Below are 22465 nucleotides of genomic sequence, written 5' to 3'. Positions count from 1 at the left end.
CGGCCACCTTCGTGCGCCTAACCTGATCCAACGATCAGCTGGAGGGAGCACATCATGGGCAACCACGGCAATGCCGAGGGGCCGCGCCGTCGGCCCGAGGAGCAGCAGCTCGGGCCGGTGCTGCGCAGGCGGGGCCAGGTGCAGGCGGGCAGTACGACGGACCAGCGGCTGCTGGACTCGGCCGGGCCCTCCGAGTGGGTGCACACCGATCCCTGGCGGGTCCTGCGCATCCAGTCGGAGTTCATCGAGGGCTTCGGCACCCTGGCAGAGCTGCCGCCCGCGATCAGCGTGTTCGGCTCGGCCCGCACACCGGCGGACTCGCCCGAGTACGAGGCGGGCGTACGGATCGGCAGCGCGCTCGTCGAGGCCGGCTTCGCCGTCATCACCGGCGGCGGCCCGGGCGCGATGGAGGCGGCCAACAAGGGCGCCCGCGAGGCGAACGGCATCTCCGTCGGCCTGGGCATCGAGCTCCCCTTCGAGCAGGGGCTCAACCAGCACGTCGACCTGGGACTGAACTTCCGGTACTTCTTCGTCCGCAAGACGATGTTCGTGAAGTACAGCCAGGGCTTCGTGGTCCTGCCGGGCGGACTCGGCACCCTGGACGAGATGTTCGAGGCGCTGACCCTGGTCCAGACGCAGAAGATCACCAGGTTCCCCATCGTGCTCTTCGGCACGGAGTACTGGGGCGGCCTGATCGACTGGCTGCGCAACACGGTCATCGCCCAGGGCAAGGCCTCGGAGAAGGACCTCTACCTCTTCCACGTCACCGACGACGTGGACGAGGCGATCGCCCTGGTGACGAAGGAAGTCGGCAAGTAGGGACCACGGCCGCGCCGCCGCGGCGGCGCGGCTCCGGGGCCTCAGGCCAGGCCGCGGCGGGCGACGGCCGGCGGACGGTGCCCCTGGATCGAACGGACCATGTCGAGGACCTGCTTCGTCTCCGCGACCTCGTGGACGCGGTAGACCTGCGCGCCGAGCCAGGCCGAGACGGCCGTGGTCGCCAGGGTGCCCAGCAGGCGCTCCTTGACCGGCTTGTCGAGGGTCTCGCCGACGAAGTCCTTGTTGGACAGGGAGACCAGCACCGGCCAACCGGTTTCGGTCATCTCCGCGAGCCGGCGGGTGGCCTCCAGTGAATGCCGGGTGTTCTTCCCGAAGTCGTGACCCGGATCGATCATGATCGACTCGCGGGGCACCCCGAGGGCCTCGGCCCGCGCCGCGAGGCCGACCGTGACGCGCAGGATGTCGTCCATCACGTCCTCGTACGAGGTCCGGTGCGGCCGCGTGCGCGGCTCGACCCCGCCCGCATGGGTGCAGACGATGCCCGCGCCGTAGCGCGCGGCGACCTCCGCCAGCTTCGGGTCCACCCCGCCCCACGCGTCGTTCAGCACGTCCGCCCCGGCCTCGCAGACCGCCTCGCCGACCTCGTGCCGCCAGGTGTCCACGCTGATCACCACGTCGGGGTGGCGGCGGCGCACCTCCGCCACGAAGCCGACCGTGCGCCGGGCCTCCTCCGCCGCGTCCACGTGCTCACCGGGGCCCGCCTTCACCCCGCCGATGTCGATGATCGCCGCGCCCTCGGCCACGGCCTGCTCCACCCGGTCGAGGGCCGGCTCGTCGCGGAAGGTGGCGCCCTGGTCGTAGAAGGAGTCCGGGGTGCGGTTCACGATGGCCATGATCACCGGCTCGTGGGTGTCGAACTCGCGCCTGCCCAGTCGCAGCATCCTGCTCTTTCCTCCTTCGGCGACCCTCGCGCCTCGTCTGCGACCTTAACCTGAGGGCAGGAGTCTCTCAGGGGAGTTGATCGTGTTCTGGTTCTTGCTGATCGCGCTGGTCGTGGTCGTGGCCGCGGTCACCCTCGCGGTGGTCGGCGGCGGCTCCGAAGCCGTACTGCCCGAGGCCGAGCCGGACCGGGTGGCCGACGCGCTCCCGGAGAGCCGGCCGGTGGTGCGGGCGGACATCGACGCGCTGCGGCTGCCGGTCGCGCCGCGCGGCTACCGGATGGCCGAGGTGGACGACGTACTGGACCGGCTCGCTGCCGAGCTGGCCGAGCGGGACGCGCGGATCGCGGAGCTGACGGCCGCCCGCGCCCACGCCCACGCCCCGGCGGACCGGGTCGACCTCACGAAGGACGAGCGGTGAGCGGCGCGGGGCTGGCGGCGGGCCCGGACGGCGGGCTGCGCTGCCCGTGGGGGCTGTCCACGGAGGACTACGTCGTCTACCACGACACCGAATGGGGCAAGCCCGTCCACGGGGACGACGCCCTGTACGAACGGCTGTGCCTGGAGGCCTTCCAGTCCGGGCTGTCCTGGATCACGATCCTGCGCCGCCGCGAGGGCTTCCGGAAGGCCTTCGCGGACTTCGAGATCGCGGCGGTCGCGGAGTTCGGGCCGGCCGACGCCGAACGGCTGATGGGCGACGAGGGGATCATCCGCAACCGGGCCAAGATCGAGGCCACCCTCGCCAACGCGAAGGTGCTGGCCGGCTGGGGGGCGGGGGAGCTGGACGCGCTGATCTGGTCGCACGCCCCCGAGAAGCCGGGCCGGGCCCCGAGGAGCACCGCCGACGTGCCGGCGGTGACCCCGGAGTCCACGGCCCTGGCCAAGGCCCTGAAGAAGGCGGGCATCCGCTTCGTCGGGCCGACCACGGCCTACGCCCTGATGCAGGCGTGCGGCCTGGTCAACGACCACCTCGCGGGCTGCGTCTCCCGCGAGGGGTGAGGCCTCAGCGGCCCAGGTACTGCGGCGGCTGCTTCGCGAGGAAGGCCTGCACGGCGATGGAGTGGTCCTCGGAGGCCCCCGCACGGGTCTGGAGGACGTCCTCGCGCTCCAGGGCCTCGGAGAGCGTGTGCGAGGCCCCGTACGCCAGGGACTCCTTGATGGCCGCGTAGGCCACCGTCGGGCCGGAAGCGAGGGTCCGGGCCACCTTCTCGGCCTCCGCGCGCAGCGACTCCGCGGGCACCAGCCGGTTCACGATGCCCAGCTCGCGGGCCTCCTGCGCCTTGATGGACCGGGGGAACAGCAGCAGGTCGGAGGCCCGGGAGGCGCCGATCAGCCGCGGCAGGGTCCAGGACACCCCGGAGTCGGCGGTCAGCGCGACCCCGGCGAAGGAGGTGTTGAAGGACGCCGTCTCGGAGACGACGCGGAAGTCCGCCGCGAGCGCGAACCCGAAGCCGGCCCCGGCGGCGACGCCGTTGACCGCGGCCACGACGGGCTTGGGCATCTCCGTCAGGGCCCGCACGATCGGGTTGTAGTGCTCGGAGACCGTGCTCATCGTGAGCGTCGAGCCGTTCTCGCGGTCCGCGGCGAGGTTGCCGATGTGCTCCTTGAGGTCCTGGCCCACGCAGAAGGCCCGGTCCCCGGCGGCGGTGAGCAGGACCGCCCGTACGGCGGTGTCGTCGGCGGCCGCCCGGAGGGCGTCGCGCAGGGCGACCTTGGCCTCCGTGTTCATGGCGTTCATCGCGTCGGGCCGGTTGATCGTGACGGTCGCGAGTCCGTCGGTCACTTCGTAGAGCACGCTGTCGGCCATGGCGGGGGTCCCCCTTCGTCGCGGGCTTGGCTACCGGCCGGTACCGGCGGGTGCAAAGGTCAGCATGGCGGACGGGACCGGGGGCGGGCATGTGATGTGCGTCAAACAAAGCGGAGCCCCACCCCCGGGGGCGACGGCGAAGTATCGCAGGCGGATCCCCGAAATGAGTGGTTTTGGTCGAGCGCGTTGCGCAAGCGTTCCCTTCCGATGTTGGTCATCGGGTCCTGACATGCGGGATAATGGCTGGGAAGCAATGTGTTCGATGCCGGGTACTAGGCGCCTGAACGGGGCCGTCGGCTGACGATGAGCTGGTTTCAGGAAGGGGAACGAGCATGGCGGCCATGAAGCCGCGGACGGGCGACGGCCCGCTCGAGGTCACCAAGGAGGGGCGAGGCATCGTCATGCGCGTACCGCTCGAAGGCGGCGGTCGGCTCGTTGTCGAGCTGACGCCGGACGAGGCGGACGCCCTGGGTGACGCCCTGAAGAAGGTCGTCGGCTGAGCCTCGGCCACTAGATCTTGACCCCGCCCCTGCCGCTTACTGCGGCGGGGGCGGGCGTTTTTTTGCTGCGCCGCCCGCACGCCACGCCCTTTTCACGCGCCGCTCGCGCGGTGCGGCACCGGGGCGCCTCACCGGCTCTGCGCCGTACTCCGTCCGGCGGCCTGTGGGGCGGGGCCGGTTCGCGTGGCCGCTGCCGGTGGGTCCTCTGCGGGTGGATGTGCCGCTGCGCGGAGCTGGGTCCCCTACCCGCCCTTCCACCGTTCCCCGGGCGCTGCCCGGACCCGCGCCTCAAGCGCCGGCGGGGCTGAGAGACCGGGCGCTGCGCGCCCGGTGCGCTCAAACGCCGCGCGGGCTGGAGAATCCAGCCCCGCCGGCGTTTGAGGCGCGGGGGTCTGGGGGCGGAGCCCCCAGGAGGGGTCCGGGGCGGAGCCCCGGGGAACGGGCGAAGGGCGGGTAGGGGACCGGCCCCGCGCAGCGGAAGGCCCGCGCACCGCCCGGCCAGGGCAGCGGCAGCGGGACCCGGACACCGCCCGGCCAGGGCAGCGGCAGCGGCAGCGGGACCCGGACACCGCCCGGCCAGGGCAGCGGCAGGGCTACCGCCGGACCGCGCAGAGGAGCCCGTCCCCCACCGGCAGCAGCGCAGCTTCCAGCGCCGGACTCTCCCGCACGCTGCGCAGCAGCTCCCGCACCCGGATCACCTCCACCGGCTGGGCGGCGGAGTCGACCGTACGCCCGTCCGCGAAGACCCCCTCGAAGCACACCAGACCGCCCGGCCTCAGCAGCCGCAACGATTCCGCGAGGTAGTCGAGGGACTCGGCCGGGTCGCCGTCGCAGAAGACCAGGTCGTACCCGCCGTCGGCGAGCCGCGGCAGCACGTCCAGCGCCCGCCCCGGAATGAACCGCGCGCGGTTCCCCGCGAAGCCGGCCGCGCGGAAGGCCTGGCGGGCGAAGGCCTGCCGGTCGGGTTCGGGGTCCACCGTGGTCAGGACCCCGTCCGGCCGCATCCCGTGCAGCAGGTGGATCCCCGAGACGCCGGTCCCGGTGCCGATCTCGGCGACGGCCTTGGCGTCCGCGGTGGCGGCGAGCAGACGCAGCGCGGCCCCGGTGCCGGGGGACACGGACCGCAGGCCCGCTTCCCTGGACCGGTCTCGGGCCCATCGCAGAGCGTCGTCCTCGGCGACAAACGCGTCGGCGAACGCCCAGCTCGTCTGCCGGTTGCCGCTAATGACCCTCTCCTGTCCCCATAGTTGGCGCAACGGTGACTGTATCCGCTGACGTCGGGAACCCGCAGATGGGACCGGGCGTTGGGAGGGTGAGAGGCGGGATAGAGGGGACGGCTGCGGGCAGATCGGCGGTCCGGACCCCGAGGTCCGTGCAAAGTTACTGCAAAAATGCTTATCCAGAGCTGACGGGAGGGGTGGCTATGGTAGGGGCTCCACTGGACACCACCAGAGCCGACAGGGGAGGTGCGGCTGCGCCTGTGGATCGTGGAGGCGTCCTCAGACGTCTCTTCTGGTCGGCGGGTGAGCCGAAATCCGTGACCTACACTGCTGACCGCTTCCACACCGCCCACACCGCGACCACCGCGACCTTTGCCGCTGACGCGGGCTCCCAGGCGTGGACCCCTCCCTCATGGGAGGAGATCGTCAGCACGCACAGCGCGCGGGTCTACCGCCTCGCCTACCGCCTGACGGGCAACCAGCACGACGCCGAGGACCTGACGCAGGAGGTCTTCGTCCGCGTCTTCCGCTCGCTGTCCACCTACACGCCCGGCACCTTCGAGGGCTGGCTGCACCGCATCACCACGAACCTGTTCCTGGACATGGTGCGCCGCAAGCAGCGGATCCGCTTCGACGCGCTCGGCGACGACGCCGCAGAGCGGCTGCCGAGCCGCGAGCCGTCCCCCCAGCAGGTCCTGCACGACACGCACTTCGACGCCGACGTGCAGCAGGCGCTGGACACCCTCGCGCCCGAGTTCCGCGCCGCCGTGGTGCTCTGCGACATCGAGGGCCTGTCCTACGAGGAGATCGCCGCCACGCTCGGCGTGAAGCTCGGCACCGTCCGCAGCCGCATCCACCGCGGCCGCTCGCACCTGCGCAAGGCGCTCAAGCACCGCTCTCCCGAGTTCCGCGCCGAGCAGCGCGCGCTGGCGGGCGTGGCGGTGGGCGCGCCGGGCGCCGGGGGAGAGGGCGGAGCCGAGTGAGCGGAGCGAGTCCCTCCCCCGCCGAACAGCACCTGGGCGACCGGCTCGCCGCCCTGGTGGACGGGGAGTTGAAGCACGACGCGCGCGAGCGGGTGCTGGCGCACCTGGCGACCTGCGCCAAGTGCAAGGCCGAGGCCGACGCGCAGCGCCGGCTGAAGACCCTGTTCGTGGAGAGCGCCCCGCCACCGCTGTCGGCCGGCCTGCTGGCCCGGCTCCAGGGGCTGCCGGGAGCGGGCCCGGACGGGCCTGCCGGGCCCGCCGGTCCGGGCGGCGGACCGGGGGCTCCGCTCGCGCCCCCGGCTCCGGGCGTCGACCCGTTCTCCTCGTTCGGGTACTCCGCTCCGGCCGCCCCGCGCGAGGGCTTCCGCATCCACGAGGTGGGCCGTCCCAGACGCCGCTTCGCCTTCGTGGCGGCGGGGGCCGTGTCGCTGGCCGCGATCGCGCTCGGCGGCGCGCTGCCGCTGGACGGGATCGAGCCGAACGCCCGGGGGGAGGCGCCCGCGACCAGGCCCGGACCCGCGGTGCCGCTGACCGACGCCTTCGTGCGCGACCGGGTCCCGACCCCCGGCGTGACGACCGGCCCGGTCCCGGTGGGGCAGCTGCCGACAGCGGCTTCCTCGCCCCCGGCGACGGCCCAGCCGGTTTCCCTCTCCCGCTGACCCGGGCCCCCGAGGGGCCCGGGTACCTGGTTGAATCTGCGGCACACGCGCCGCCCCGCGGTGCGCCAGGCCCGCGGGGGAGCGCCCATGTCCGACAGTCAGCAGAACGGTCCGGCTCCGACGTGGTGGAGCCGGCCCGCCGCCACGCCGGAGCCCGGCCCGGACGCGGACGCCGGCCGGACCCCGCCCGCCCCTGACGCGGACCCGGAGCCGGCCCCCGGCTCCGCTCCCGGCCCCCGCTACGACCCCTGGGCCGCCGGTCCGCTCCAGGTCGTCGACCAGGGCAGGGCGCCGCGCGGCGGGCCCGCGCTGTGGCGGCTGGCGGTCGTCGGCGCGGTCATCGCCCTCCTCGCGGGCTGCGCAGGCGGCTACCTCGGCATCCTGGCCGAGCGGCGCACCAGCACCCGGCTGGAGCTCCCGCAGGCCGCCGCCGACGCCAAGGACCGGGCCCCCGACAGCGTGGCGGGCATCGCGGCCACCGCCCTGCCCGGCGTGGTCACCCTGCACGTCAGCGGGGGCGGCGGCAGCGGCACCGGAACCGGTTTCGTCCTGGACGACCAGGGCCACATCCTGACCAACAACCACGTCGTCGCCGACGCCCGCGACATAACGGTCACCTTCAGCACCGGCGAGAGCGTGCGCGCGGAGCTGGTCGGCAGGGACGGCGGCTACGACCTGGCCGTGGTGAAGGTCAGCGGGGTCCGCGGCCTGCGCCCGCTGGCGCTCGGGAACTCCGAGAACGTCCGCGTCGGCGACCCGGTGGTGGCCATCGGCGCCCCCTTCGACCTCTCCAACACGGTCACCTCGGGCATCATCAGCGCCACCGGCCGCCCCATCACCGCGGGCGGCGGGAAGCGCGACGGCAGCGACATCAGCTACGTCGACGCCCTCCAGACCGACGCCCCCATCAACCCCGGCAACTCCGGCGGCCCCCTCCTCGACTCCCGCGCCCACGTGATCGGCATCAACAGCGCCATCCGCGGCGCCGACAAGGGCGAGGACGGCGACGACCCCACCCGCCAGAGCGGCAGCATCGGCCTGGGCTTCGCCATCCCCGTCAACCAGGGCAAGCGGGTCGCGGAGGAACTCATCCGCACCGGCCGCGCCACCCACCCCGTCATCGGCGTCACCCTGGACATGGAGTACAAGGGCGACGGAGCCCGGGTCGATGCCAAGGGCGAGGACGGCAAGCCCTCCGTGGTCGCCGACGGCCCGGGCGCCCGCGCCGGGATCCGGCCCGGAGACGTGATCACCAAGGTGGACGGCGTACGCGTGCACGGCGGCGACGAACTGATCATCAAGATCAGGGCCCACCGGCCCGGCGACCGCCTCGGCCTGACCGTCCTGCGCGACGGCAGGGAACGCACCCTGGACGTCGTCCTCGGCTCGGCGAGCGGCTCCTGAACGGCTCCCGGGCGGCTTCCGGGCGACCCGTCCGCGACACGAACACCGGATGACGCCCGGGTGAATCCGGGAACGGTCGCGCACCGGCGTAGGGGAGCGCAAGGAAGGCCGGGTACCGTTGACCGGGCCGGAAGTGGAGAGAGCCGAGGAGCGGCAAGGTGTTCAACGACATAGGCGCACTCGAGCTGGTCACCATCGTGGTGCTCGCCATCCTCGTCTTCGGCCCGGACAAGCTGCCGAAGGTGATCCAGGACGTCTCCGGGTTCATCCGGAAGATCCGCGCGTTCTCGGACAGCGCCAAGCAGGACATCCGCTCCGAACTGGGCCCCGAGTTCAAGGACTTCGAGTTCGAGGACCTGAACCCGAAGACCTTCATCCGCAAGCAGCTCACCGAGAACGAGGACCTCCAGGAGCTGCGCAGCAGCTTCGACCTCCGCAAGGAGCTCAACGAGGTCACCGACGCGGTGAACGGCCGGGAGGCCGACCCGTCCCAGGCCGCCGCGGCGCCCTCCGCCACGCCCGCCGCCGGGACCGGTCCGGACCTGTTGAAGAAGCCCGCGGCACCGGCCCAGGAGCACCGCACCCCCTTCGACGCCGACGCCACCTGATCCGCAGCCTGCCCGTCGATCCGGGACCGGATGGCTATCCTCCATCTGTCCGGACCCAGGCCGCCCGCGGAGGGGGGTCCCCCCAGCCAGGCGAGGGGGAGGGCCGTTCCGGACCCCACGGAACGAGAGGCCGCCCATGGAGACGACGAGCAGCAGTCGGGTGGGCGCACAGCCCGCCGAAGCCCCCGGAGACGCACCCGGGCCGACCGAGCCCCCGGAACATACCGGCGGCCAGGCCGCGCCCGGCCAGCCCCAGGAAGCCGCCGCGCCGGTCCCGAAGGCCCGCCGGGGGGCGGCGGGCTACCTGAGCGCCGAATTCCCCTGGTACGGCCTGGACGGGGCCTTCACCGGCCCCCGCTGGCTCATGCAGGTCGGCACCGGCGCCGACGGCAGCGTGGAGCACGGATCCACCGGCCACGGCGACGAGCCGTCCGCCCGGGGGGAGATCGCCACCGGCGAGAAGGACCGCTTCGCGGTGGTGATCACCGTCGCCGGCAACCCGCAGCGCCGCAGCGGCGACGGCACCGGAGTCCTGGAGGCCACCTCGGTCTCCTCGGCGGCCTGGCTGGCCGGCTCGGGGCTGCTGTCCTACAGCTGGCCTCCGCAGATGGACCACACCCGGCGCGCCGACTGGCTCGACCAGCAGACGGAGGCCGCCTGGGAGCTCGCCGACGACCTCGCGGGGCCGGACTGGTCGACGTTGTCGCTGCCGGTGGACGGGGAGCCGACGCCGTTCCACTACCGGGAGTCGGAGTTCGGGTGGGTGCTGGCCGGCTCCACCGGGAGCGGGGTGCACCTGGGGGCGTACGGGCGGGGGATGAGCGCGTACGGGCTGGGCTTCTCGGCGATCGACCTCGCGGCGTACGAGTAGGCGGCCCGCAGGGTCCGCGCAGCGTGAAGGGGCACCACCGCCAGGTGGTGCCCCTTCTCCTAGAACTTGTTCCGCGGCGTGATGCCCAGGCTCATGCCCGAGAGGCCGCGGGCGCGGCCGCCGAGCTTGCCGGCGATGGTGCGCAGGGCCGCGCCCGCCGGGGAGTCCGGGTCGGACAGCACGACCGGCTTGCCGTCGTCGCCGCCCTCGCGCAGCCGGACGTCGATCGGGATCGTGCCGAGCACCGGAACCGTCGCGCCGACCGTCTTGGTCAGGCCGTCGGCGACCTTCTGGCCGCCGCCCGAGCCGAACACGTCCACCATCTCGTCGCAGTGCGGGCACGGCAGGCCCGACATGTTCTCGACGACGCCCACGATCTTCTGGTGCGTCTGCACCGCGATCGAGCCGGCCCGCTCCGCGACCTCGGCCGCGGCCTGCTGCGGGGTGGTCACCACCAGGATCTCGGCGTTCGGGACCAGCTGCGCGACCGAGATCGCGATGTCGCCGGTGCCCGGCGGCAGGTCCAGCAGCAGCACGTCCAGGTCGCCCCAGAACACGTCGGCCAGGAACTGCTGGAGGGCCCGGTGCAGCATCGGACCGCGCCACACCACGGGGGCGTTGCCCGGGGTGAACATGCCGATGGAGATGACCTTCACGCCGCTCGCGGACGGCGGCATGATCATGTTCTCGACCTGGGTCGGCTTGCCGTCCACACCGAGCATCCGCGGCACGCTGTGCCCGTAGATGTCCGCGTCGACCACGCCGACCTTCAGGCCGTCGGCCGCCATCGCCGCGGCCAGGTTGACCGTCACGGAGGACTTGCCCACGCCGCCCTTGCCGGACGCGACCGCGTAGACGCGGGTCAGCGACCCCGGCTTGGCGAACGGCACCTCGCGCTCGGCGGTGCCGCCGCGCAGGGTCGCCGCCAGCTCCTTGCGCTGCTCGTCGCTCATCACGTCCAGGGTGACGGCGACGGAGGTGACGCCCGCGACCTTCTCGACGGCCTCGGTGACGTTCTTGGTGATGGTCTCGCGCATGGGGCAGCCCGACACCGTGAGGTAGACCGTGACGGCGACGGCGCCGCCCTCGCCGATCTCCACCGATTTGACCATGCCGAGCTCGGTGATCGGCCGGTGGATCTCGGGGTCGTTGACCGTCGCCAGCGCGTCCAGGATCGCGTCCTGCTCCGGCACGGCGGCGGAGGGTGTCTCGGTAGCCATGCACCCGATGGTACGGCTCGGTAGCAGGCCTCAGGTAAGCCGATCAGCGGTCGCCTTCGTCACTTTCACCGGGGAATAGCCGCCGCTCGTCCATCTCCTTGATCAGGTCCTGGAACTCCGAGCGGATCCAGTCGCGGGTGGCGACCTCGCCCAGGCCCATGCGCAGCGCCGCGATCTCCCGGGTCAGGTACTCGGTGTCCGCGATGGAGCGCTCGTTCTGCTTGCGGTCCTGCTCGTGGGTGACCCGGTCCCGGTCGTCCTGCCGGTTCTGCGCGAGCAGGATCAGCGGGGCCGCGTACGAGGCCTGCAGCGACAGCATCAGCGTCAGGAAGATGAACGGGTACTGGTCGAAGCGCAGGGAGTCCGGCGCGAAGATGTTCCACAGCACCCACACCACGATGACCAGGGTCATCCAGACGATGAACCGGCCCGTGCCGAGGAACCGCGCCACCCGCTCCGACAGCCGCCCGAACGCCTCCGGGTCGTACTCGGGCAGCAGCTTGCGGCGGTCCGGGCGCGGCTGGTCCAGCCGTACGCGCGACCGCGTCAGCGCGCTCGCCCCCGCCGGGGCCGCGCTCCTGGCCCGTTCGGCGGAACGTTCCGTCCGCTCGTTGCGGAGCCGCTCGGCGGCCTCCTCCAGACGCTCCGAGAGCCCCTCCCGGGCCTGCTCGCGCCGCTCCCGGCGCCGCTCGCGCGCCGCATCGCCGCGCCCGCGCTCAGTGCCCACGCAGCGCCTCCTCGGAGTGGAAGTCCGTCTCCCGCCAGTCGTCGGGCAGCAGGTGGTCCAGTACGTCGTCCACGGTGACCGCGCCCAGCAGCGAACCGCTCTCGTCGACGACGGGCGCCGCGACCATGTTGTACGCGGCCAGGTAGCTCGTCACCGCGGGCAGCGAGGCGTCCGGGCGCAGCGGCGGCAGGTCGGCGTCCACCAGGGAGCTGACCAGGGTGAACGGGGGGTCCCGCAGCAGCCGCTGGAAGTGCACCGTCCCCAGGTACTTGCCCGTCGGCGTCTCGTCCGGCGGCCGGCAGACGTAGACCTGCGCGGCCAGCGCCGGCGACAGGTCCGACTTGCGCACGCGGGCCAGCGCGTCCGCGACGGTGGCGTCCGGGCGCAGCACGATCGGTTCGGTGGTCATCAGACCGCCCGCGGTGTTCTCCTCGTACGACAGCAGGCGCCGCACGTCGGCCGCGTCGTCCGGCTGCATCAGCGTCAGCAGCCGCTCCTTCTCCTCCTCCGGCAGCTCGGAGAGCAGGTCCGCCGCGTCGTCCGGGTCCATGGCCTCCAGGACGTCGGCGGCGCGCTCCTCCTTCAGCTTCCCGAGGATCTCCACCTGGTCGTCCTCGGGCAGCTCCTCCAGGACGTCCGCGAGCCGGTCGTCGTCCAGGGCGTTGGCCACCTCGGCGCGCCGCTTCGGCGTCAGGTGGTGCAGGACGTTCGCCAGGTCCGCCGGACGCATCTGCTCGAAGGTCGCGACCAGGTTCTCGGCGCCCTGGCCCTCCTCCTCCAGGGAGAAGCCGGACACCGCCGACCACTCCACGGTCAGCGTCTCGCCGCGCCGGCGCAGCGCACCGCCCTTGCCCTTGCGCACGAAGATCCGGTCGATCTCCCAGTCCCGGCGGGCCGGCAGCTGCTGGATGGCCACGTCCAGGACGGTGACCTCCTCGCCGCCGTCCACCAGGCGCACCCGCCGGTCCAGCAGCTCGCCCAGGACCAGCCGCTCCGTGGGGCGCTGTTCGAAGCGCCGCATGTTGACCACGCCGGTGGTGATGACCTGGCCCGACTCCACGCCCGTCACCCGCGTCATCGGCAGGAAGATCCGCCGCCGGCTGACGACCTCCACCACCAGGCCCAGCAGCCGGGGCGGGCGGCCGCCCACCCGCAGCATCGCCACGAGGTCGCGGACGCGGCCGACCTGGTCGCCATTGGGGTCGAAGACGGGCACACCCGACAGATGCGACACGAAGATCCGCGGGGCGCCTGCAGCCATCCGTGCGCCTCCTAGAGCGTCCATCAACAGTCGTGCCGTGCCTCAGGCTAGCCCGTGGCGGGCGAAGGCGTCCTGGTGGGGCCGCCCGGCCGGGGTGCGTCCGGGGGACCGCCGGGGCCGCGCCGGCGGACGGGTACGCTGCCTGCTGCCGCAGACCCCCGACGGAAGGCACACGCCCGTGACCGCCCACACCCCCGCCGTACGGCTGCGCCGGGCCGCCTTCATCGGTGCCCTCTGCGCGGGCCTCGCCGTCGCCGGTACGGGCTGCGCGGAGAAGAAGGACCCCGACAAGGGCACGAACGGCGTCGGCAAGCTCGCCGCCGACAAGATCGAGGGCCAGGCCAAGGCCGCCGCGACCGCCGCGAACTCGGTCCACCTGGCCGGCACCCTCGTCACCGGCGGCAAGACCTTCACCCTCGACATGCGGCTCAAGGCCGACGGCGGCTCCGGCGAGGTGAAGTCGGCCGAGGACACCTTCCAGCTGCTGCGGGTCGGCGAACAGCTGTACCTGAAGGCCAGCGCCGCCTTCTGGGGCAAGTCGGACTCGGCGGGCAAGCTCGGCGACAAGTACGTGAAGGTGCCCGAGGGGGACCCCTCCTACAAGCAGTTCCGCGGGTTCACCGACATGCACGTCCTGCTGGACGGGCTGCTCGGCCTCCAGGGCAAGCTCACCAAGGGCTCCTACACCACCGTCGGCCACACCAAGGCGGTCCCCGTCTCCGCCGACGCCGGCAAGGGCGGCAAGCTGACGGTGTCCCTGGAGGGCACCCCGTACCCGCTGCTGATGGAGCGCGCGGGCGGCGCCGGCCGGGTGGAGCTGTCCGAGTGGGGCAAGACCTTCCCGCTGGAGGCGCCCGCGCAGGACCAGACCGTGGACTACGGCAGCCAGCTGCCGACCACCAAGGACGGCAAGGGCACCGTCCCCGGCGCCTCCCCGGCACCCTCGAAGTCCTCCGGCCAGGGCGCCGACCCCAAGGGCTGAGCGGCGGCGCGCGTTAGCGCTTCGCCTTCTTCCGCTTCAGCAGCAGCTTCGGCAGACCCGCCGGGATCGGCTTGCGGGTGACCGCCGGGGAGCCCACCGGCCGCGCCGCCAGCGAACCCGTCGGCAGCCCGTCCGCCACCGCCACCGGCTCCAGGCGCAGCAGCCGGCACTCCCGCGCCCAGCGCTCCGTCATCTGCTCCGAGTCGGGCGCGTTCAGCCGCTTGCCCTTCAGCTCGGCGACCGCCGCCTCCCAGGACTCGCTGCCGGGCACGAGTTCCCGTACGGCCGCGGTCCACGCCACGAGCCGGCCGCCCTTGTCCTTGCTGCGTACGGTCACCTCCGCCGAGGCACCGTCCGCGAGCCCGGGGAAGGGCTGCTCGCCGGGGCCGTCGCCGAGCACGTGCGCGGCGCCGTCCACCCAGGCGTGCCACAGGGCCCGGTCGGCACCGGTGCCGCGGACCCAGATCAGGCCGGACTTCTTGGAGGCCTCCTCGACGAGGGCCAGGTCGAGCGCGCTGAGAGTCATGCGCACAGCGTAGGCGGTGCGCTCCCGGCCGCTACAGCCAGCCGCTAGAGCCAGCCGTTGCGCCGCAGCGTCCGGTGGATCGCGAAACAGCTGCCCACGATGGCGGCCATCACCAGGGGGTAGCCGTACTTCCAGTGCAGCTCCGGCATGTGGTCGAAGTTCATCCCGTACACGCCGCAGATCATCGTCGGCACGGCGATGATCGCCGCCCAGGAGGTGATCTTGCGCATGTCCTCGTTCTGCGCGACCGAGGCCTGCGCCAGGTTCGCCTGGAGGATGGAGTTCAGCAGCTCGTCGAAGCCGATGACCTGCTCGTGCACCCGCGCCAGGTGGTCGGCCACGTCCCGGAAGTACTTCTGGATGTCCGGGTCCACCAGCCGCATCGGCCGCTCGCTCAGCAGCTCCATCGGCCGCAGCAGCGGCGACACCGCCCGCTTGAACTCCAGCACCTCCCGCTTGAGCTGGTAGATGCGGCCCGCGTCACCGCCGCGGGCGACCCCCTTCGCGGGGGCGGCGAAGACCGCGCTCTCCACCTCGTCGATGTCGTCCTGCACCGCCGCCGCGACCGCGATGTACCCGTCGACCACGTGGTCCGCGATCGAGTGCAGCACCGCCGACGGCCCCCGCGACAGCAGCTCCGGATCGTCCTGCAGCCGGTGGCGCAGACTCCGCAGGGACCCCTGGCCGCCGTGCCGGACGGTGATGACGAAGTCGGGGCCCGTGAAGCACATCACCTCGCCCGTCTCCACCACCTCGCTGGTCGCGGTCAGTTCGGCGTGCTCCACGTAGTGGATCGTCTTGAAGACGGTGAAGAGGGTCTCGTCGTACCGCTCCAGCTTCGGCCGCTGGTGCGCGTGCACCGCGTCCTCCACCGCCAGCGGGTGCAGCCCGAACGTCGCGGCGATCCCGGCGAACTCCTCGTGGGTGGGCTCGTGCAGCCCGATCCAGGCGAAGCCCCCGTCCTCGCGCACCCGGCGCAGGGCCTCACGCGGCGTCAGGCAGTCCCCCTGCGCGCGCCGCCCGTCGCGGTACACGGCGCAGTCGACCACCGCACTGCTGGCGGAGGGGTCGCGGGTGGTGTCGTAGCCGGGCTGTACGGGGGTGGACTTGCGCAGTGCCGGACGGACGGCGGCACGGAGGTAGGGCAGCATCGACATGGCAGGCTCCTTCTCGCGCACGGCTGCGGACCGCACGGGTGGGAGGCCCCCTGTGGCGGCCGGGGGCGGACAGCCCGGGGCCCACGGAGGGAAACAGGACGGGAGGACAAAGTTCTGCCGTCGCTCTTCTGCTGATCAGAAGATCAAAGAGGGCTGGAGAAGCCCTGGAAGGACGCCGAAGAGCGGCTGGTACTGCACGATCGACTTCGATCCATCGCAGCCCCACCTCCTCCGGCCGGTCCCCCGTGGGGGACGTCCTGTCGCCGGAGCCCTGAGACAACTCTTCTGAGTGCGGCCCCGACCAGCTGTCAACACTATCAGCCGACGGATGGTCAAGACCCGCCCTTTACCCGGCGGATACGAGTTCTATGCTCGCTCCATGGCAGAAATTCTGGCCCTCGTCGAAGCCCGGCTGCGCAGCACGCTCGGCGAACCCGACGCCCGCGCCTCCGTCACCTTCCTCGGCACCGACCGCATCGAGGTCCTCCGCTTCACCGACGGCGACCTCGTCCGGTACGCGACCCTCGGCATGTCCGCCCACCCCATGACCGACCCCACCGCCGTCGTCGCCGACCCGGTGCGCGGCCCGCGCGCCGAACTGGTGCTGACCGTACGGGCCGGCCTCGCACCCACCGACAAGCTGCTGCGGCCACTGGCCGTGCTCGCGGCCTCCCCGATGGTCGAGGGGCTCGTCGTCGCCCCCGGCGCCTCGCTGGACGTCGGCGAACCGCTCTGGGACGGCGCTCCGTTCACCTCCGTACTCGTAGCCGAGCCCGGGGGACTCGTCGAGGACCTCGATCTCGACGACCCCATGGACCCCGTCCGCTTCCTCCCGCTGCTCCCCATGACGGCGAACGAGGCCGCCTGGAAGCGGGTGCACGGAGCCGCCGCGCTCCAGGAGCGCTGGCTCGCGCGCGGCACGGATCTGCGGGACCCTCTGCGTACGGCCGTCGCACTGGACTGAGCCCGGAGTGAGCCCGGAGTGAGCCCGGACGGGTGATCGCGTCTTGACGACGCCCCGGGCGGGGAGGAGCGTGCTTCTTATGAGGGGCGAACCGAGTTGCCCGAAGTGCGGTGGCCGGGTCCGCGCGCCCGGCCTCTTCTCCGACTCCTGGCAGTGCGCGGTGCACGGCGCCGTCCACCCGCTACAGCCTGTGATCCCGCCCAGCGTCGAAGGGCTGGAGGTCGTCGTCAACCGGGCGAACGTGCCCGTGTGGATGCCGTGGCCGCTGCCGGTCGGCTGGCTGTTCACCGGAGTGGCGAGCGCCGGTGACGACCGCAGCGGCGGCCGCGCCACCGCCGTGGCCTGCACCGGTCCGGGGCCGCTCGGCGGCCTCGGGGAGCTGCTGCTGATCGCGGAGGAGCTCGGCGTCGGCCTCGGCTCCCGCTTCGCCGGCATCGACGCCCCCGACCCGGGCCCCTACATCAACGTCTCGGCCCCGCCGCACGCCAAGGTCGTCGCGGCGGGCCGCCCCACCCCGCTGTGGCACGTCAAGGGCGCCCCGGACGACCGCGCCGTCTTCGCGGGCGAGGCCCGCGGCCTGTGGCTGTGGGCCATCGTCTGGCCCGAACAGACGGGCCTCCTCATGTACGACGAACTCGTCCTCACCGACCTCCGCGACGCGGGCTCGGAGGTGGAACTCCTGCCGTGCGGGGCCCTGAGCCCGCGGATCCTGGGGTAGGGGGCGCGCGGTCCGGGCCCGCTATCTCCCCCTCGAGGGGTGGGGGCGGGGCGGTGTTTGCCCACCCGCCCCCTCGTCTGCGGGCCGGGGGCAGGGGAGCGGCACCCTCCCGGACCGGATCAGAGAAGGTTGGGGGGTTTTCCCGTCAGTCCCATCGTCCTTCCGTGTCGTGCCGGCCTGTCAAGGGCGCTCCTTCGTCGCGTCGCTTCGCGATGGTCTTCGGCCACCCTTGACAGACCGACCCGCCCCGGAAAGCCGAAAGACTGCCGGGAAACCCCCAAAAGAACGGTCACGGGGCAGACAGGCGAGGAGCGGCTCCCTCAGCGATGAGGCGAGGGGCCGGGCCCCGGCCCGCCGGGCATCCGAGCCCCCACATCTGCGATCCCGGGCCATGGGCGCCACTACCCGCACGAGAGGTTGACCAGCGAGACCTGCAGACTACCCGGACGCAGCAGATCGCTACGCGCTCCTCACGTCTCAGCGTCCGGCGGCCGTCTTGGGCTGATACCTGCACGAGAGGGCGAACAGAGCAGCCCGGGGAGCGCGTGGGCGCGTCAGATCGCTACGCGCTCCTCTGATCTCGGCGGCTGGCGGTCGTCTCGGGCTGGTCTGGGGCGGGTTCGACGTTGGTGGCGGCGGTGGTGAATTCACGGCCGGAGGCGCCCCGGATGTAGGCGAGCTCCATCCAGCGCTCGATGCCGGTGTCGGAGACGTTTTCGTTGATCACGGCCATCAGTAGGCCCTCGACGCCTGAAGCGATGTCACGCACGCGTCGGTGGAGGAGCCGGTGCGGCACGTACTCGTAGCACTCACTCATCGGACGCCGCCGCCTCGAAGGTGCGCAGGAAGCGTTCCCAGCCGACGTGGGCACGATCCAGGAGGTCCTCGCTGAGGTCGAACACCGCTCCGCAGGAGCAGCGATTCGCGAGAGGGTCAGAGCCCTCTGTACTGACGGGCATCAGGCACATGCAGGTACACCTCTCAGTCAGATGGCATCTCTAGAGATGTCATCACTGAAGTCGACCCCGCTCGTCTCGTCAATGGGTCTCTAGAGATGTTCGCCCGCAAGGCTGATAAGTGCGGTGCCCTACCGCTGGCCCTAGGGTGTCTAGAGAAGAGAAGGAGTGATCGTTCGATGACCAGCCAGGGCAGCACTCGCCAGCCGAAGTACCAGCGGATTGCTGATGCGCTGAGGGCGGCGATCCGGTCGGGTGAGTACGGCCCGGGCGACCGCCTGCCGGGCGAGAACGACCTCATGGCCACCTACGACGTCGCGCGGATGACCGCACGCCAAGCCCTCGGCGTGCTCCAGAACGAAGGCCTCGCGGAAGCCCGGAAGGGGGCCGGCGTCTTCGTCCGGGCCTTCAGGCCCCTGCGGCGGCACGGCATTCAGCGGCTCGCTCAGGAGCAGTGGGGCTCGGGACGTTCCATCTGGTCCACGGACAGCGAGGATCGGGAGCTGGTCGTCGACCAGGTCGAGGTGCACGAAGAGCAGGCGAGCGACGAGATCGTCGTGGCTCTCGACGTTCCGGACGGGTCTCCGGTCTGGGTGCGCAGCCGCCGGTTCGTACTGGACGGCAAGCCGGTGCTGTTCGCGACCTCGTATCTGCCGTCAGACGTCGTGGCCGACTCCGCCATCACCCAATCCGACACCGGGCCCGGTGGGACATACGCGAGGCTGGCAGAGCTGGGCCACAAGCCCGTTCACTTCCGTGAGGAGGTTCGGTGCCGTATGCCTTCCGCCGGAGAGGCTGAGAGCCTCGCCCTCTCCATGGGGACCCCCGTCATCCACATCGTGCGCACCGCGTTCGCCGAGGACGGCCGTGCCGTCGAGGTCAACGAAATGACCCTGGACTCCGCGTCCTACGTCCTGGAATACGACTTCGACGCGTAGTCGACATCGGCACGGTGGTCGCGATCAGAGACCGCGCATCCGTAGAAGTTCGCGCAAGTTCGTAGCGCTGAGCAGCCCTTCAGTACAAGCTCGTTCATAGTGATCGTCCACCTCGGCGAAGGAGACCACCATGGCGCTGCTCAAGCTGGGCCAGGACCCGAACAGCCCGGAAGGGCAAGTCCCCTACCGTCTACTACGACGACGAGACCGGGAACTACCTCCTCCAGGGATGGAAGGTGACGGACGCGGAGCGCCTTGCGCAGATGGACATCCCTGGTCACGAGACAGTGATCGAGTTCCCACGCCGCATGATGCAGTTCTTTCCGGAGGTGAGCGGTGGGCGAGCCGACGCTTGAGGACCGGTTGCGGAGCTGCGAGCGGTCTGCCGTCCATCTGGAGATGCGCGACGGGTACATGCGCTCCGACCCGCGCTTTGCCGCATGGCAGCAGAGTCGCCGCGACGATCCGGCCGGCAGTGACCCTGCGCAGCGGCCCTGGCTCTCCCTGATCGCGGACATGGTGGGCCGAGGCGTCGAGATCAGGCGTGCCCGCATCGTGTCCGAGCCGGTCAGCGACTACATCCGCTGGGAGCACTCACTCACGGGCCCCACGGTGGCGGCTGGAGAGTGGGTGCGATGGCTGCCACGACGGCGGGCGTCCGATCTGGCCCTGCCAGGCAACGATTTTTGGTGCCTGGACAACCGTCTTGTCGTGTTCCACCACTTCGACGGCGACGGCGAGCTGGCCCCGGACGGCGACGAGGAAATCACGACCGACCCTGCCGTCGTGAAGCTCTGCGCGTCCGCCTTCGAGTCGGTGTGGGCGCGGGCAGTCGACCACGCGGACTACCGACTGTCCTGACCACACTGAAAGCCGCGCGTGTCATCTCCGTCCTCCAGCGTTCAGCAGGCCAAGCAGGCACTCGGCCAGCGTCTCCGCGAGATCCGCAAGGAAGCCGGTCTTACCTCGCGGGAGCTGGCCAGGCGGGCGGGCTGGCATGAGTCGAAATGCTCGCGCCTGGAACACGGCCGGACACCGCCGTCAGACGCGGACATCCGCGTTTACGCCCTCTACTGCGATGCCCAAGACCAGGCAGCGGATCTGATCGCGACGGCACGCGGCATCGAGGGGCAGTATGTCGAGTGGCGCAGGATGGAACGCGCTGGGCTCAAGCGAGTTCAGGAGTCCGTTGCCCCGCTCTTTGAGCGCACCCGGCGCTTCCGGACCTACCAGTCGTGGGTGATTCCCGGCCTGCTCCAGACTGCGGCATACACCAGGGCCGTGCTGAGTACCATCACCGACCTGCGCGACGTTCCGGACGACATCGACGCCGCCGTGGCCGTGAGAATGGCACGTCAGAGCATCCTGCAATCTGGTGATCACCGGTTCGCGATGGTGGTCGAAGAGTGGGTGCTGCGCACGCTCATCGGGGACCCTGAGGTCATGGCCGGGCAGCTCGGCCATCTCATCGCCACAGCGTCACTGCCCGCGGTCAGCCTCGGAGTCATCCCGCTCGGCACTCCACGGGGCGCAGGCTGGCCGGTCGAATCATTTTCGATGTACGACGATCAACAGGTGAACGTCGAGCTGGTATCCGCACACCTCACAGTGACCCAGCCTCGGGAGATCGATGACTACGCCAGGACCTTCACGGAGCTGTCGGCGATCGCGGTCTACGGGGCTGCGGCGCGGTTGTTGATCACGGCGGCGATCGACGCCCTCGGGTGAATCCGTGCAAGTCCGTACACATTCGTTGAGGCCGACCTACGCCTGTTCCTAGCGTCGTCAGCACACCAAGCGACGGCGAAGGGGTGCGGCATGGCACGGGCGAAGACGAAGACCCTTGACTTCGATCGGGACGTGTGGGAGTACCTGACCTACGCGCCCGGGCACGAGTGCTCCGCATGCCTGCGGACCATCAAGCCCCTCGAACCCGTCCGCCGGGGAACCATCGACCGCACGTCGGGCGCTCCCGTCACTGTCTACCGGCACAACGAGTGCACGGACATGCAGACGTGGAGAGACGCCCGTACGCGGGCCGCCGACGCCGCCGAAGCGATACGGGTTCGTGCACCTGGGGATGATCCGCGCCGACCTGGTTGAGCAGATCGCTGAGGCCATGAGGGCCACGGAGACTTCCGCCCGATGGGGGCGGGGACGGTCTTGCCGGGCCGTCAAGCAAATCAGGGGGTGCAGTGATGACCGACCCCGGCGACAACTCCGGAGGTACCGGCGGGGGCCAGTTCCCGCCTCCGCCCGCCACCTGACCCGAGAGGAGTACCAGAAATGACGACCATGGTCGAAAGCCCCGTCGCCTTACGGCACGGGCGGGACCTCGTCAGCCCCGAGCTGTTCGAGAAGGTGTCCGAGTTCTGCGCGGAGGAGTACGGGCACGAGCTGTCCGTGGCCCGCCGGATCGTGGACCAGGCCCTTGCCTTCCTCAAGGTCATGGGAGACGCCCGCGCGTTCGACATGACCCCTTCCCAGACCGTTGACCCGGGCTGGCACTCGCTCGCCCTCCACACCCAGGACTACGCGGAGTGGTGTCAGGAGCAGTTCGGCTACTTCCTGCACCACCAGCCGAAGGCCACGGTCCGCACGCGGCCACTGATCGGCGCCGTCGTGGACCGCGTCAAGGCTGCCGGATTCGCAGTGGACGAGCGCCTGTGGGGCGCCGCGAAGGACTGCAACCCCCCGGCTTGCTGCGGTGACGGCGACGGCTGCTGAGTAGCTGACGAACGGGGGTCCGGGTGCGGCCAATGCGCCCGGACTCCATCCAGAACGAGGGTATGGAGCATGGCAGTTGATGATGTCCTGACGGGTTGCAGCAGGGTCATCGTGTTCGCCATGTTCGGCACGGTATTCGGCTACGCGACCCACTCCCTTGACGACCGGAACCTGGGGGAAGTCGCCGTAGTCGGCCCCCTGACCCCTGGTGTCGAGTGGGGCCGGCTGTGGGAAATGGCACGCACCATGTGCCGACCGGCCGAGGGCGACCGCGAACACGCCCAATGGATCACGGCGCAGGCGAACCGCTCGTTCATCTGCGGTAGCGACGTAGTCGTGAAGCTCTCCCCGGGCACGTGGAAGCTCGTGCCCGGGAAGCGGGCGAACCTAGGGGGCTACTGCAACCGGGACCACCTGTGGACTGGGAACCTGACCGTGGAAGAAACAACCCCAGACCAGGTAGCAGCCCGACCCTCGATCTACTCTGCCTAGGCCGTGGCGCCCCGCTGTACTGCGCGG

26 protein-coding genes and 1 pseudogene are annotated in these 22465 nt (G+C 71.5%); 18 read left to right on the top strand and 9 right to left on the bottom strand.

The genetic code is table 11. The annotated features are described in order from the left end of the window. The first annotated feature begins 54 nt into the window (after nucleotides 1-54). Nucleotides 55-819 carry an LOG family protein gene (locus tag AC07A6_RS26570; protein WP_362473868.1) on the top strand — a complete coding sequence of 255 codons (765 nt, stop codon included), beginning with the start codon at nucleotides 55-57 and terminating at the stop codon, nucleotides 817-819. 41 nt (nucleotides 820-860) lie between these two features. On the opposite strand, the gene folP is transcribed toward AC07A6_RS26570, so the two are convergent. After that, complete coding sequence (gene folP, locus AC07A6_RS26565; protein WP_362473871.1) at nucleotides 861-1721, bottom strand: dihydropteroate synthase; 861 nt, start codon at nucleotides 1719-1721, stop codon at nucleotides 861-863. 82 nt (nucleotides 1722-1803) lie between these two features. On the opposite strand from folP, the gene AC07A6_RS26560 reads away from it, so the two are divergent. Together AC07A6_RS26560 and AC07A6_RS26555 are read left to right on the top strand one after the other, a co-directional pair. After that, a complete protein-coding gene (locus tag AC07A6_RS26560; RefSeq protein WP_362473874.1) occupies nucleotides 1804-2139 on the top strand; it encodes a DivIVA domain-containing protein in 336 nt (111 codons plus the stop codon). Further along, nucleotides 2136-2717 carry a DNA-3-methyladenine glycosylase I gene (locus AC07A6_RS26555; protein WP_362473877.1) on the top strand — a complete coding sequence of 194 codons (582 nt, stop codon included), beginning with the start codon at nucleotides 2136-2138 and terminating at the stop codon, nucleotides 2715-2717. Before AC07A6_RS26560 ends, AC07A6_RS26555 begins: the two co-directional genes overlap by 4 nt. A gap of 4 nt (nucleotides 2718-2721) precedes the next feature. On the opposite strand, the gene chcB is transcribed toward AC07A6_RS26555, so the two are convergent. Beyond that, nucleotides 2722-3525 carry a 2-cyclohexenylcarbonyl CoA isomerase gene (gene chcB, locus AC07A6_RS26550; RefSeq protein ID WP_478778810.1) on the bottom strand — a complete coding sequence of 268 codons (804 nt, stop codon included), beginning with the start codon at nucleotides 3523-3525 and terminating at the stop codon, nucleotides 2722-2724. A gap of 332 nt (nucleotides 3526-3857) precedes the next feature. Between chcB and AC07A6_RS26545 the strand changes: the two genes are divergently transcribed. Next, nucleotides 3858-4025 (top strand): DUF3117 domain-containing protein, encoded by a 168-nt coding sequence (locus AC07A6_RS26545; protein ID WP_003966491.1) that lies wholly within the window; start codon nucleotides 3858-3860, stop codon nucleotides 4023-4025. A 593-nt stretch (nucleotides 4026-4618) separates the two neighbouring features. Here AC07A6_RS26545 and AC07A6_RS26540 read toward each other — a convergent pair. After that, nucleotides 4619-5281, bottom strand: a complete 663-nt coding sequence (locus AC07A6_RS26540; RefSeq protein ID WP_125605621.1) for an O-methyltransferase — start codon at nucleotides 5279-5281, stop codon at nucleotides 4619-4621. Between the two features lie 167 nt (nucleotides 5282-5448). Between AC07A6_RS26540 and sigE the strand changes: the two genes are divergently transcribed. From sigE to AC07A6_RS26515, 5 genes are all read left to right on the top strand, one after another. Further along, nucleotides 5449-6228: an RNA polymerase sigma factor SigE gene (gene sigE / locus AC07A6_RS26535; RefSeq protein WP_125605623.1), complete on the top strand. Its 780-nt coding sequence runs from the start codon at nucleotides 5449-5451 to the stop codon at nucleotides 6226-6228. Beyond that, on the top strand, nucleotides 6225-6887 hold the full coding sequence (locus AC07A6_RS26530) for a zf-HC2 domain-containing protein (RefSeq protein WP_478778809.1): 663 nt from the start codon (nucleotides 6225-6227) through the stop codon (nucleotides 6885-6887). Before sigE ends, AC07A6_RS26530 begins: the two co-directional genes overlap by 4 nt. Nucleotides 6888-6974: 87 nt before the next feature. Next, a complete protein-coding gene (locus AC07A6_RS26525; protein ID WP_478778808.1) occupies nucleotides 6975-8291 on the top strand; it encodes a S1C family serine protease in 1317 nt (438 codons plus the stop codon). A 158-nt stretch (nucleotides 8292-8449) separates the two neighbouring features. Continuing rightward, nucleotides 8450-8899 carry a sec-independent translocase gene (locus AC07A6_RS26520; RefSeq protein WP_478778807.1) on the top strand — a complete coding sequence of 150 codons (450 nt, stop codon included), beginning with the start codon at nucleotides 8450-8452 and terminating at the stop codon, nucleotides 8897-8899. Between the two features lie 136 nt (nucleotides 8900-9035). Further along, nucleotides 9036-9770: a hypothetical protein gene (locus AC07A6_RS26515; RefSeq protein ID WP_478778806.1), complete on the top strand. Its 735-nt coding sequence runs from the start codon at nucleotides 9036-9038 to the stop codon at nucleotides 9768-9770. Nucleotides 9771-9829: 59 nt separating this feature from the next. Here the strand turns inward: AC07A6_RS26515 and AC07A6_RS26510 are convergent, their stop codons facing one another. The 3 genes from AC07A6_RS26510 to AC07A6_RS26500 form a co-directional block, all read right to left on the bottom strand. Beyond that, nucleotides 9830-10945 (bottom strand): Mrp/NBP35 family ATP-binding protein, encoded by a 1116-nt coding sequence (locus AC07A6_RS26510; protein WP_478778830.1) that lies wholly within the window; start codon nucleotides 10943-10945, stop codon nucleotides 9830-9832. Nucleotides 10946-11033: 88 nt separating this feature from the next. Next, complete coding sequence (locus AC07A6_RS26505; RefSeq protein ID WP_362467405.1) at nucleotides 11034-11540, bottom strand: DUF1003 domain-containing protein; 507 nt, start codon at nucleotides 11538-11540, stop codon at nucleotides 11034-11036. A 166-nt stretch (nucleotides 11541-11706) separates the two neighbouring features. Then, nucleotides 11707-12978, bottom strand: a complete 1272-nt coding sequence (locus AC07A6_RS26500) for a magnesium transporter MgtE N-terminal domain-containing protein (protein WP_362467398.1) — start codon at nucleotides 12976-12978, stop codon at nucleotides 11707-11709. Nucleotides 12979-13156: 178 nt separating this feature from the next. Between AC07A6_RS26500 and AC07A6_RS26495 the strand changes: the two genes are divergently transcribed. Continuing rightward, on the top strand, nucleotides 13157-13960 hold the full coding sequence (locus AC07A6_RS26495) for a hypothetical protein (protein ID WP_478778805.1): 804 nt from the start codon (nucleotides 13157-13159) through the stop codon (nucleotides 13958-13960). 13 nt (nucleotides 13961-13973) lie between these two features. Here the strand turns inward: AC07A6_RS26495 and AC07A6_RS26490 are convergent, their stop codons facing one another. Continuing rightward, complete coding sequence (locus tag AC07A6_RS26490; protein ID WP_478778804.1) at nucleotides 13974-14486, bottom strand: hypothetical protein; 513 nt, start codon at nucleotides 14484-14486, stop codon at nucleotides 13974-13976. Between the two features lie 44 nt (nucleotides 14487-14530). Further along, entirely contained in the window at nucleotides 14531-15643 is a 1113-nt protein-coding gene (locus AC07A6_RS26485) for a magnesium and cobalt transport protein CorA (protein ID WP_362467395.1), read from the bottom strand. 379 nt (nucleotides 15644-16022) lie between these two features. Between AC07A6_RS26485 and AC07A6_RS26480 the strand changes: the two genes are divergently transcribed. Together AC07A6_RS26480 and AC07A6_RS26475 are read left to right on the top strand one after the other, a co-directional pair. Then, nucleotides 16023-16607: a suppressor of fused domain protein gene (locus tag AC07A6_RS26480; protein ID WP_362467394.1), complete on the top strand. Its 585-nt coding sequence runs from the start codon at nucleotides 16023-16025 to the stop codon at nucleotides 16605-16607. 79 nt (nucleotides 16608-16686) lie between these two features. Further along, nucleotides 16687-17325, top strand: coding sequence for a DUF6758 family protein (locus AC07A6_RS26475; RefSeq protein WP_042801712.1), 639 nt, complete (start codon nucleotides 16687-16689; stop codon nucleotides 17323-17325). A 562-nt stretch (nucleotides 17326-17887) separates the two neighbouring features. On the opposite strand, the gene AC07A6_RS26470 is transcribed toward AC07A6_RS26475, so the two are convergent. Next, nucleotides 17888-18142, bottom strand: coding sequence for a hypothetical protein (locus AC07A6_RS26470; protein WP_478778803.1), 255 nt, complete (start codon nucleotides 18140-18142; stop codon nucleotides 17888-17890). Between the two features lie 318 nt (nucleotides 18143-18460). Between AC07A6_RS26470 and AC07A6_RS26465 the strand changes: the two genes are divergently transcribed. The 6 genes and pseudogenes from AC07A6_RS26465 to AC07A6_RS26440 all read left to right on the top strand — a co-directional run bounded on the left by AC07A6_RS26465 (nucleotide 18461) and on the right by AC07A6_RS26440 (nucleotide 22438). Then, nucleotides 18461-19219 carry a GntR family transcriptional regulator gene (locus AC07A6_RS26465; protein ID WP_478778802.1) on the top strand — a complete coding sequence of 253 codons (759 nt, stop codon included), beginning with the start codon at nucleotides 18461-18463 and terminating at the stop codon, nucleotides 19217-19219. 130 nt (nucleotides 19220-19349) lie between these two features. Continuing rightward, a pseudogene (locus AC07A6_RS26460) lies at nucleotides 19350-19575 on the top strand (hypothetical protein). Nucleotides 19576-19618: 43 nt separating this feature from the next. Next, complete coding sequence (locus AC07A6_RS26455; RefSeq protein ID WP_478778829.1) at nucleotides 19619-20080, top strand: DUF6879 family protein; 462 nt, start codon at nucleotides 19619-19621, stop codon at nucleotides 20078-20080. Nucleotides 20081-20098: 18 nt separating this feature from the next. Continuing rightward, nucleotides 20099-20947 (top strand): helix-turn-helix domain-containing protein, encoded by an 849-nt coding sequence (locus AC07A6_RS26450; protein ID WP_478778801.1) that lies wholly within the window; start codon nucleotides 20099-20101, stop codon nucleotides 20945-20947. 558 nt (nucleotides 20948-21505) lie between these two features. Next, on the top strand, nucleotides 21506-21946 hold the full coding sequence (locus tag AC07A6_RS26445) for a glycine-rich domain-containing protein (RefSeq protein ID WP_478778800.1): 441 nt from the start codon (nucleotides 21506-21508) through the stop codon (nucleotides 21944-21946). 69 nt (nucleotides 21947-22015) lie between these two features. Beyond that, on the top strand, nucleotides 22016-22438 hold the full coding sequence (locus AC07A6_RS26440) for a hypothetical protein (protein WP_478778799.1): 423 nt from the start codon (nucleotides 22016-22018) through the stop codon (nucleotides 22436-22438). Nucleotides 22439-22465 lie beyond the last annotated feature (27 nt).

It is taken from the genome of Streptomyces sp. NPDC044002 (assembly GCF_056434525.1).
This window is presented reverse-complemented; position numbering and strand designations above follow the sequence as displayed.

Coding starts and splice junctions, on each gene's coding strand:
- AC07A6_RS26480 (WP_362467394.1), top strand. CDS start 16,023: ATGGCAGAAATTCTGGCCCTCGTCGAAGCCCGGCTGCGCAGCACGCTC.
- folP (WP_362473871.1), bottom strand. CDS start 1,721: ATGCTGCGACTGGGCAGGCGCGAGTTCGACACCCACGAGCCGGTGATC.
- AC07A6_RS26445 (WP_478778800.1), top strand. CDS start 21,506: ATGACGACCATGGTCGAAAGCCCCGTCGCCTTACGGCACGGGCGGGAC.
- AC07A6_RS26570 (WP_362473868.1), top strand. CDS start 55: ATGGGCAACCACGGCAATGCCGAGGGGCCGCGCCGTCGGCCCGAGGAG.
- chcB (WP_478778810.1), bottom strand. CDS start 3,525: ATGGCCGACAGCGTGCTCTACGAAGTGACCGACGGACTCGCGACCGTC.
- AC07A6_RS26470 (WP_478778803.1), bottom strand. CDS start 18,142: ATGAGTGAGTGCTACGAGTACGTGCCGCACCGGCTCCTCCACCGACGC.
- AC07A6_RS26440 (WP_478778799.1), top strand. CDS start 22,016: ATGGCAGTTGATGATGTCCTGACGGGTTGCAGCAGGGTCATCGTGTTC.
- sigE (WP_125605623.1), top strand. CDS start 5,449: ATGGTAGGGGCTCCACTGGACACCACCAGAGCCGACAGGGGAGGTGCG.
- AC07A6_RS26545 (WP_003966491.1), top strand. CDS start 3,858: ATGGCGGCCATGAAGCCGCGGACGGGCGACGGCCCGCTCGAGGTCACC.
- AC07A6_RS26525 (WP_478778808.1), top strand. CDS start 6,975: ATGTCCGACAGTCAGCAGAACGGTCCGGCTCCGACGTGGTGGAGCCGG.
- AC07A6_RS26500 (WP_362467398.1), bottom strand. CDS start 12,978: ATGGCTGCAGGCGCCCCGCGGATCTTCGTGTCGCATCTGTCGGGTGTG.
- AC07A6_RS26455 (WP_478778829.1), top strand. CDS start 19,619: ATGCGCGACGGGTACATGCGCTCCGACCCGCGCTTTGCCGCATGGCAG.
- AC07A6_RS26515 (WP_478778806.1), top strand. CDS start 9,036: ATGGAGACGACGAGCAGCAGTCGGGTGGGCGCACAGCCCGCCGAAGCC.
- AC07A6_RS26465 (WP_478778802.1), top strand. CDS start 18,461: ATGACCAGCCAGGGCAGCACTCGCCAGCCGAAGTACCAGCGGATTGCT.
- AC07A6_RS26485 (WP_362467395.1), bottom strand. CDS start 15,643: ATGTCGATGCTGCCCTACCTCCGTGCCGCCGTCCGTCCGGCACTGCGC.
- AC07A6_RS26475 (WP_042801712.1), top strand. CDS start 16,687: ATGAGGGGCGAACCGAGTTGCCCGAAGTGCGGTGGCCGGGTCCGCGCG.
- AC07A6_RS26490 (WP_478778804.1), bottom strand. CDS start 14,486: ATGACTCTCAGCGCGCTCGACCTGGCCCTCGTCGAGGAGGCCTCCAAG.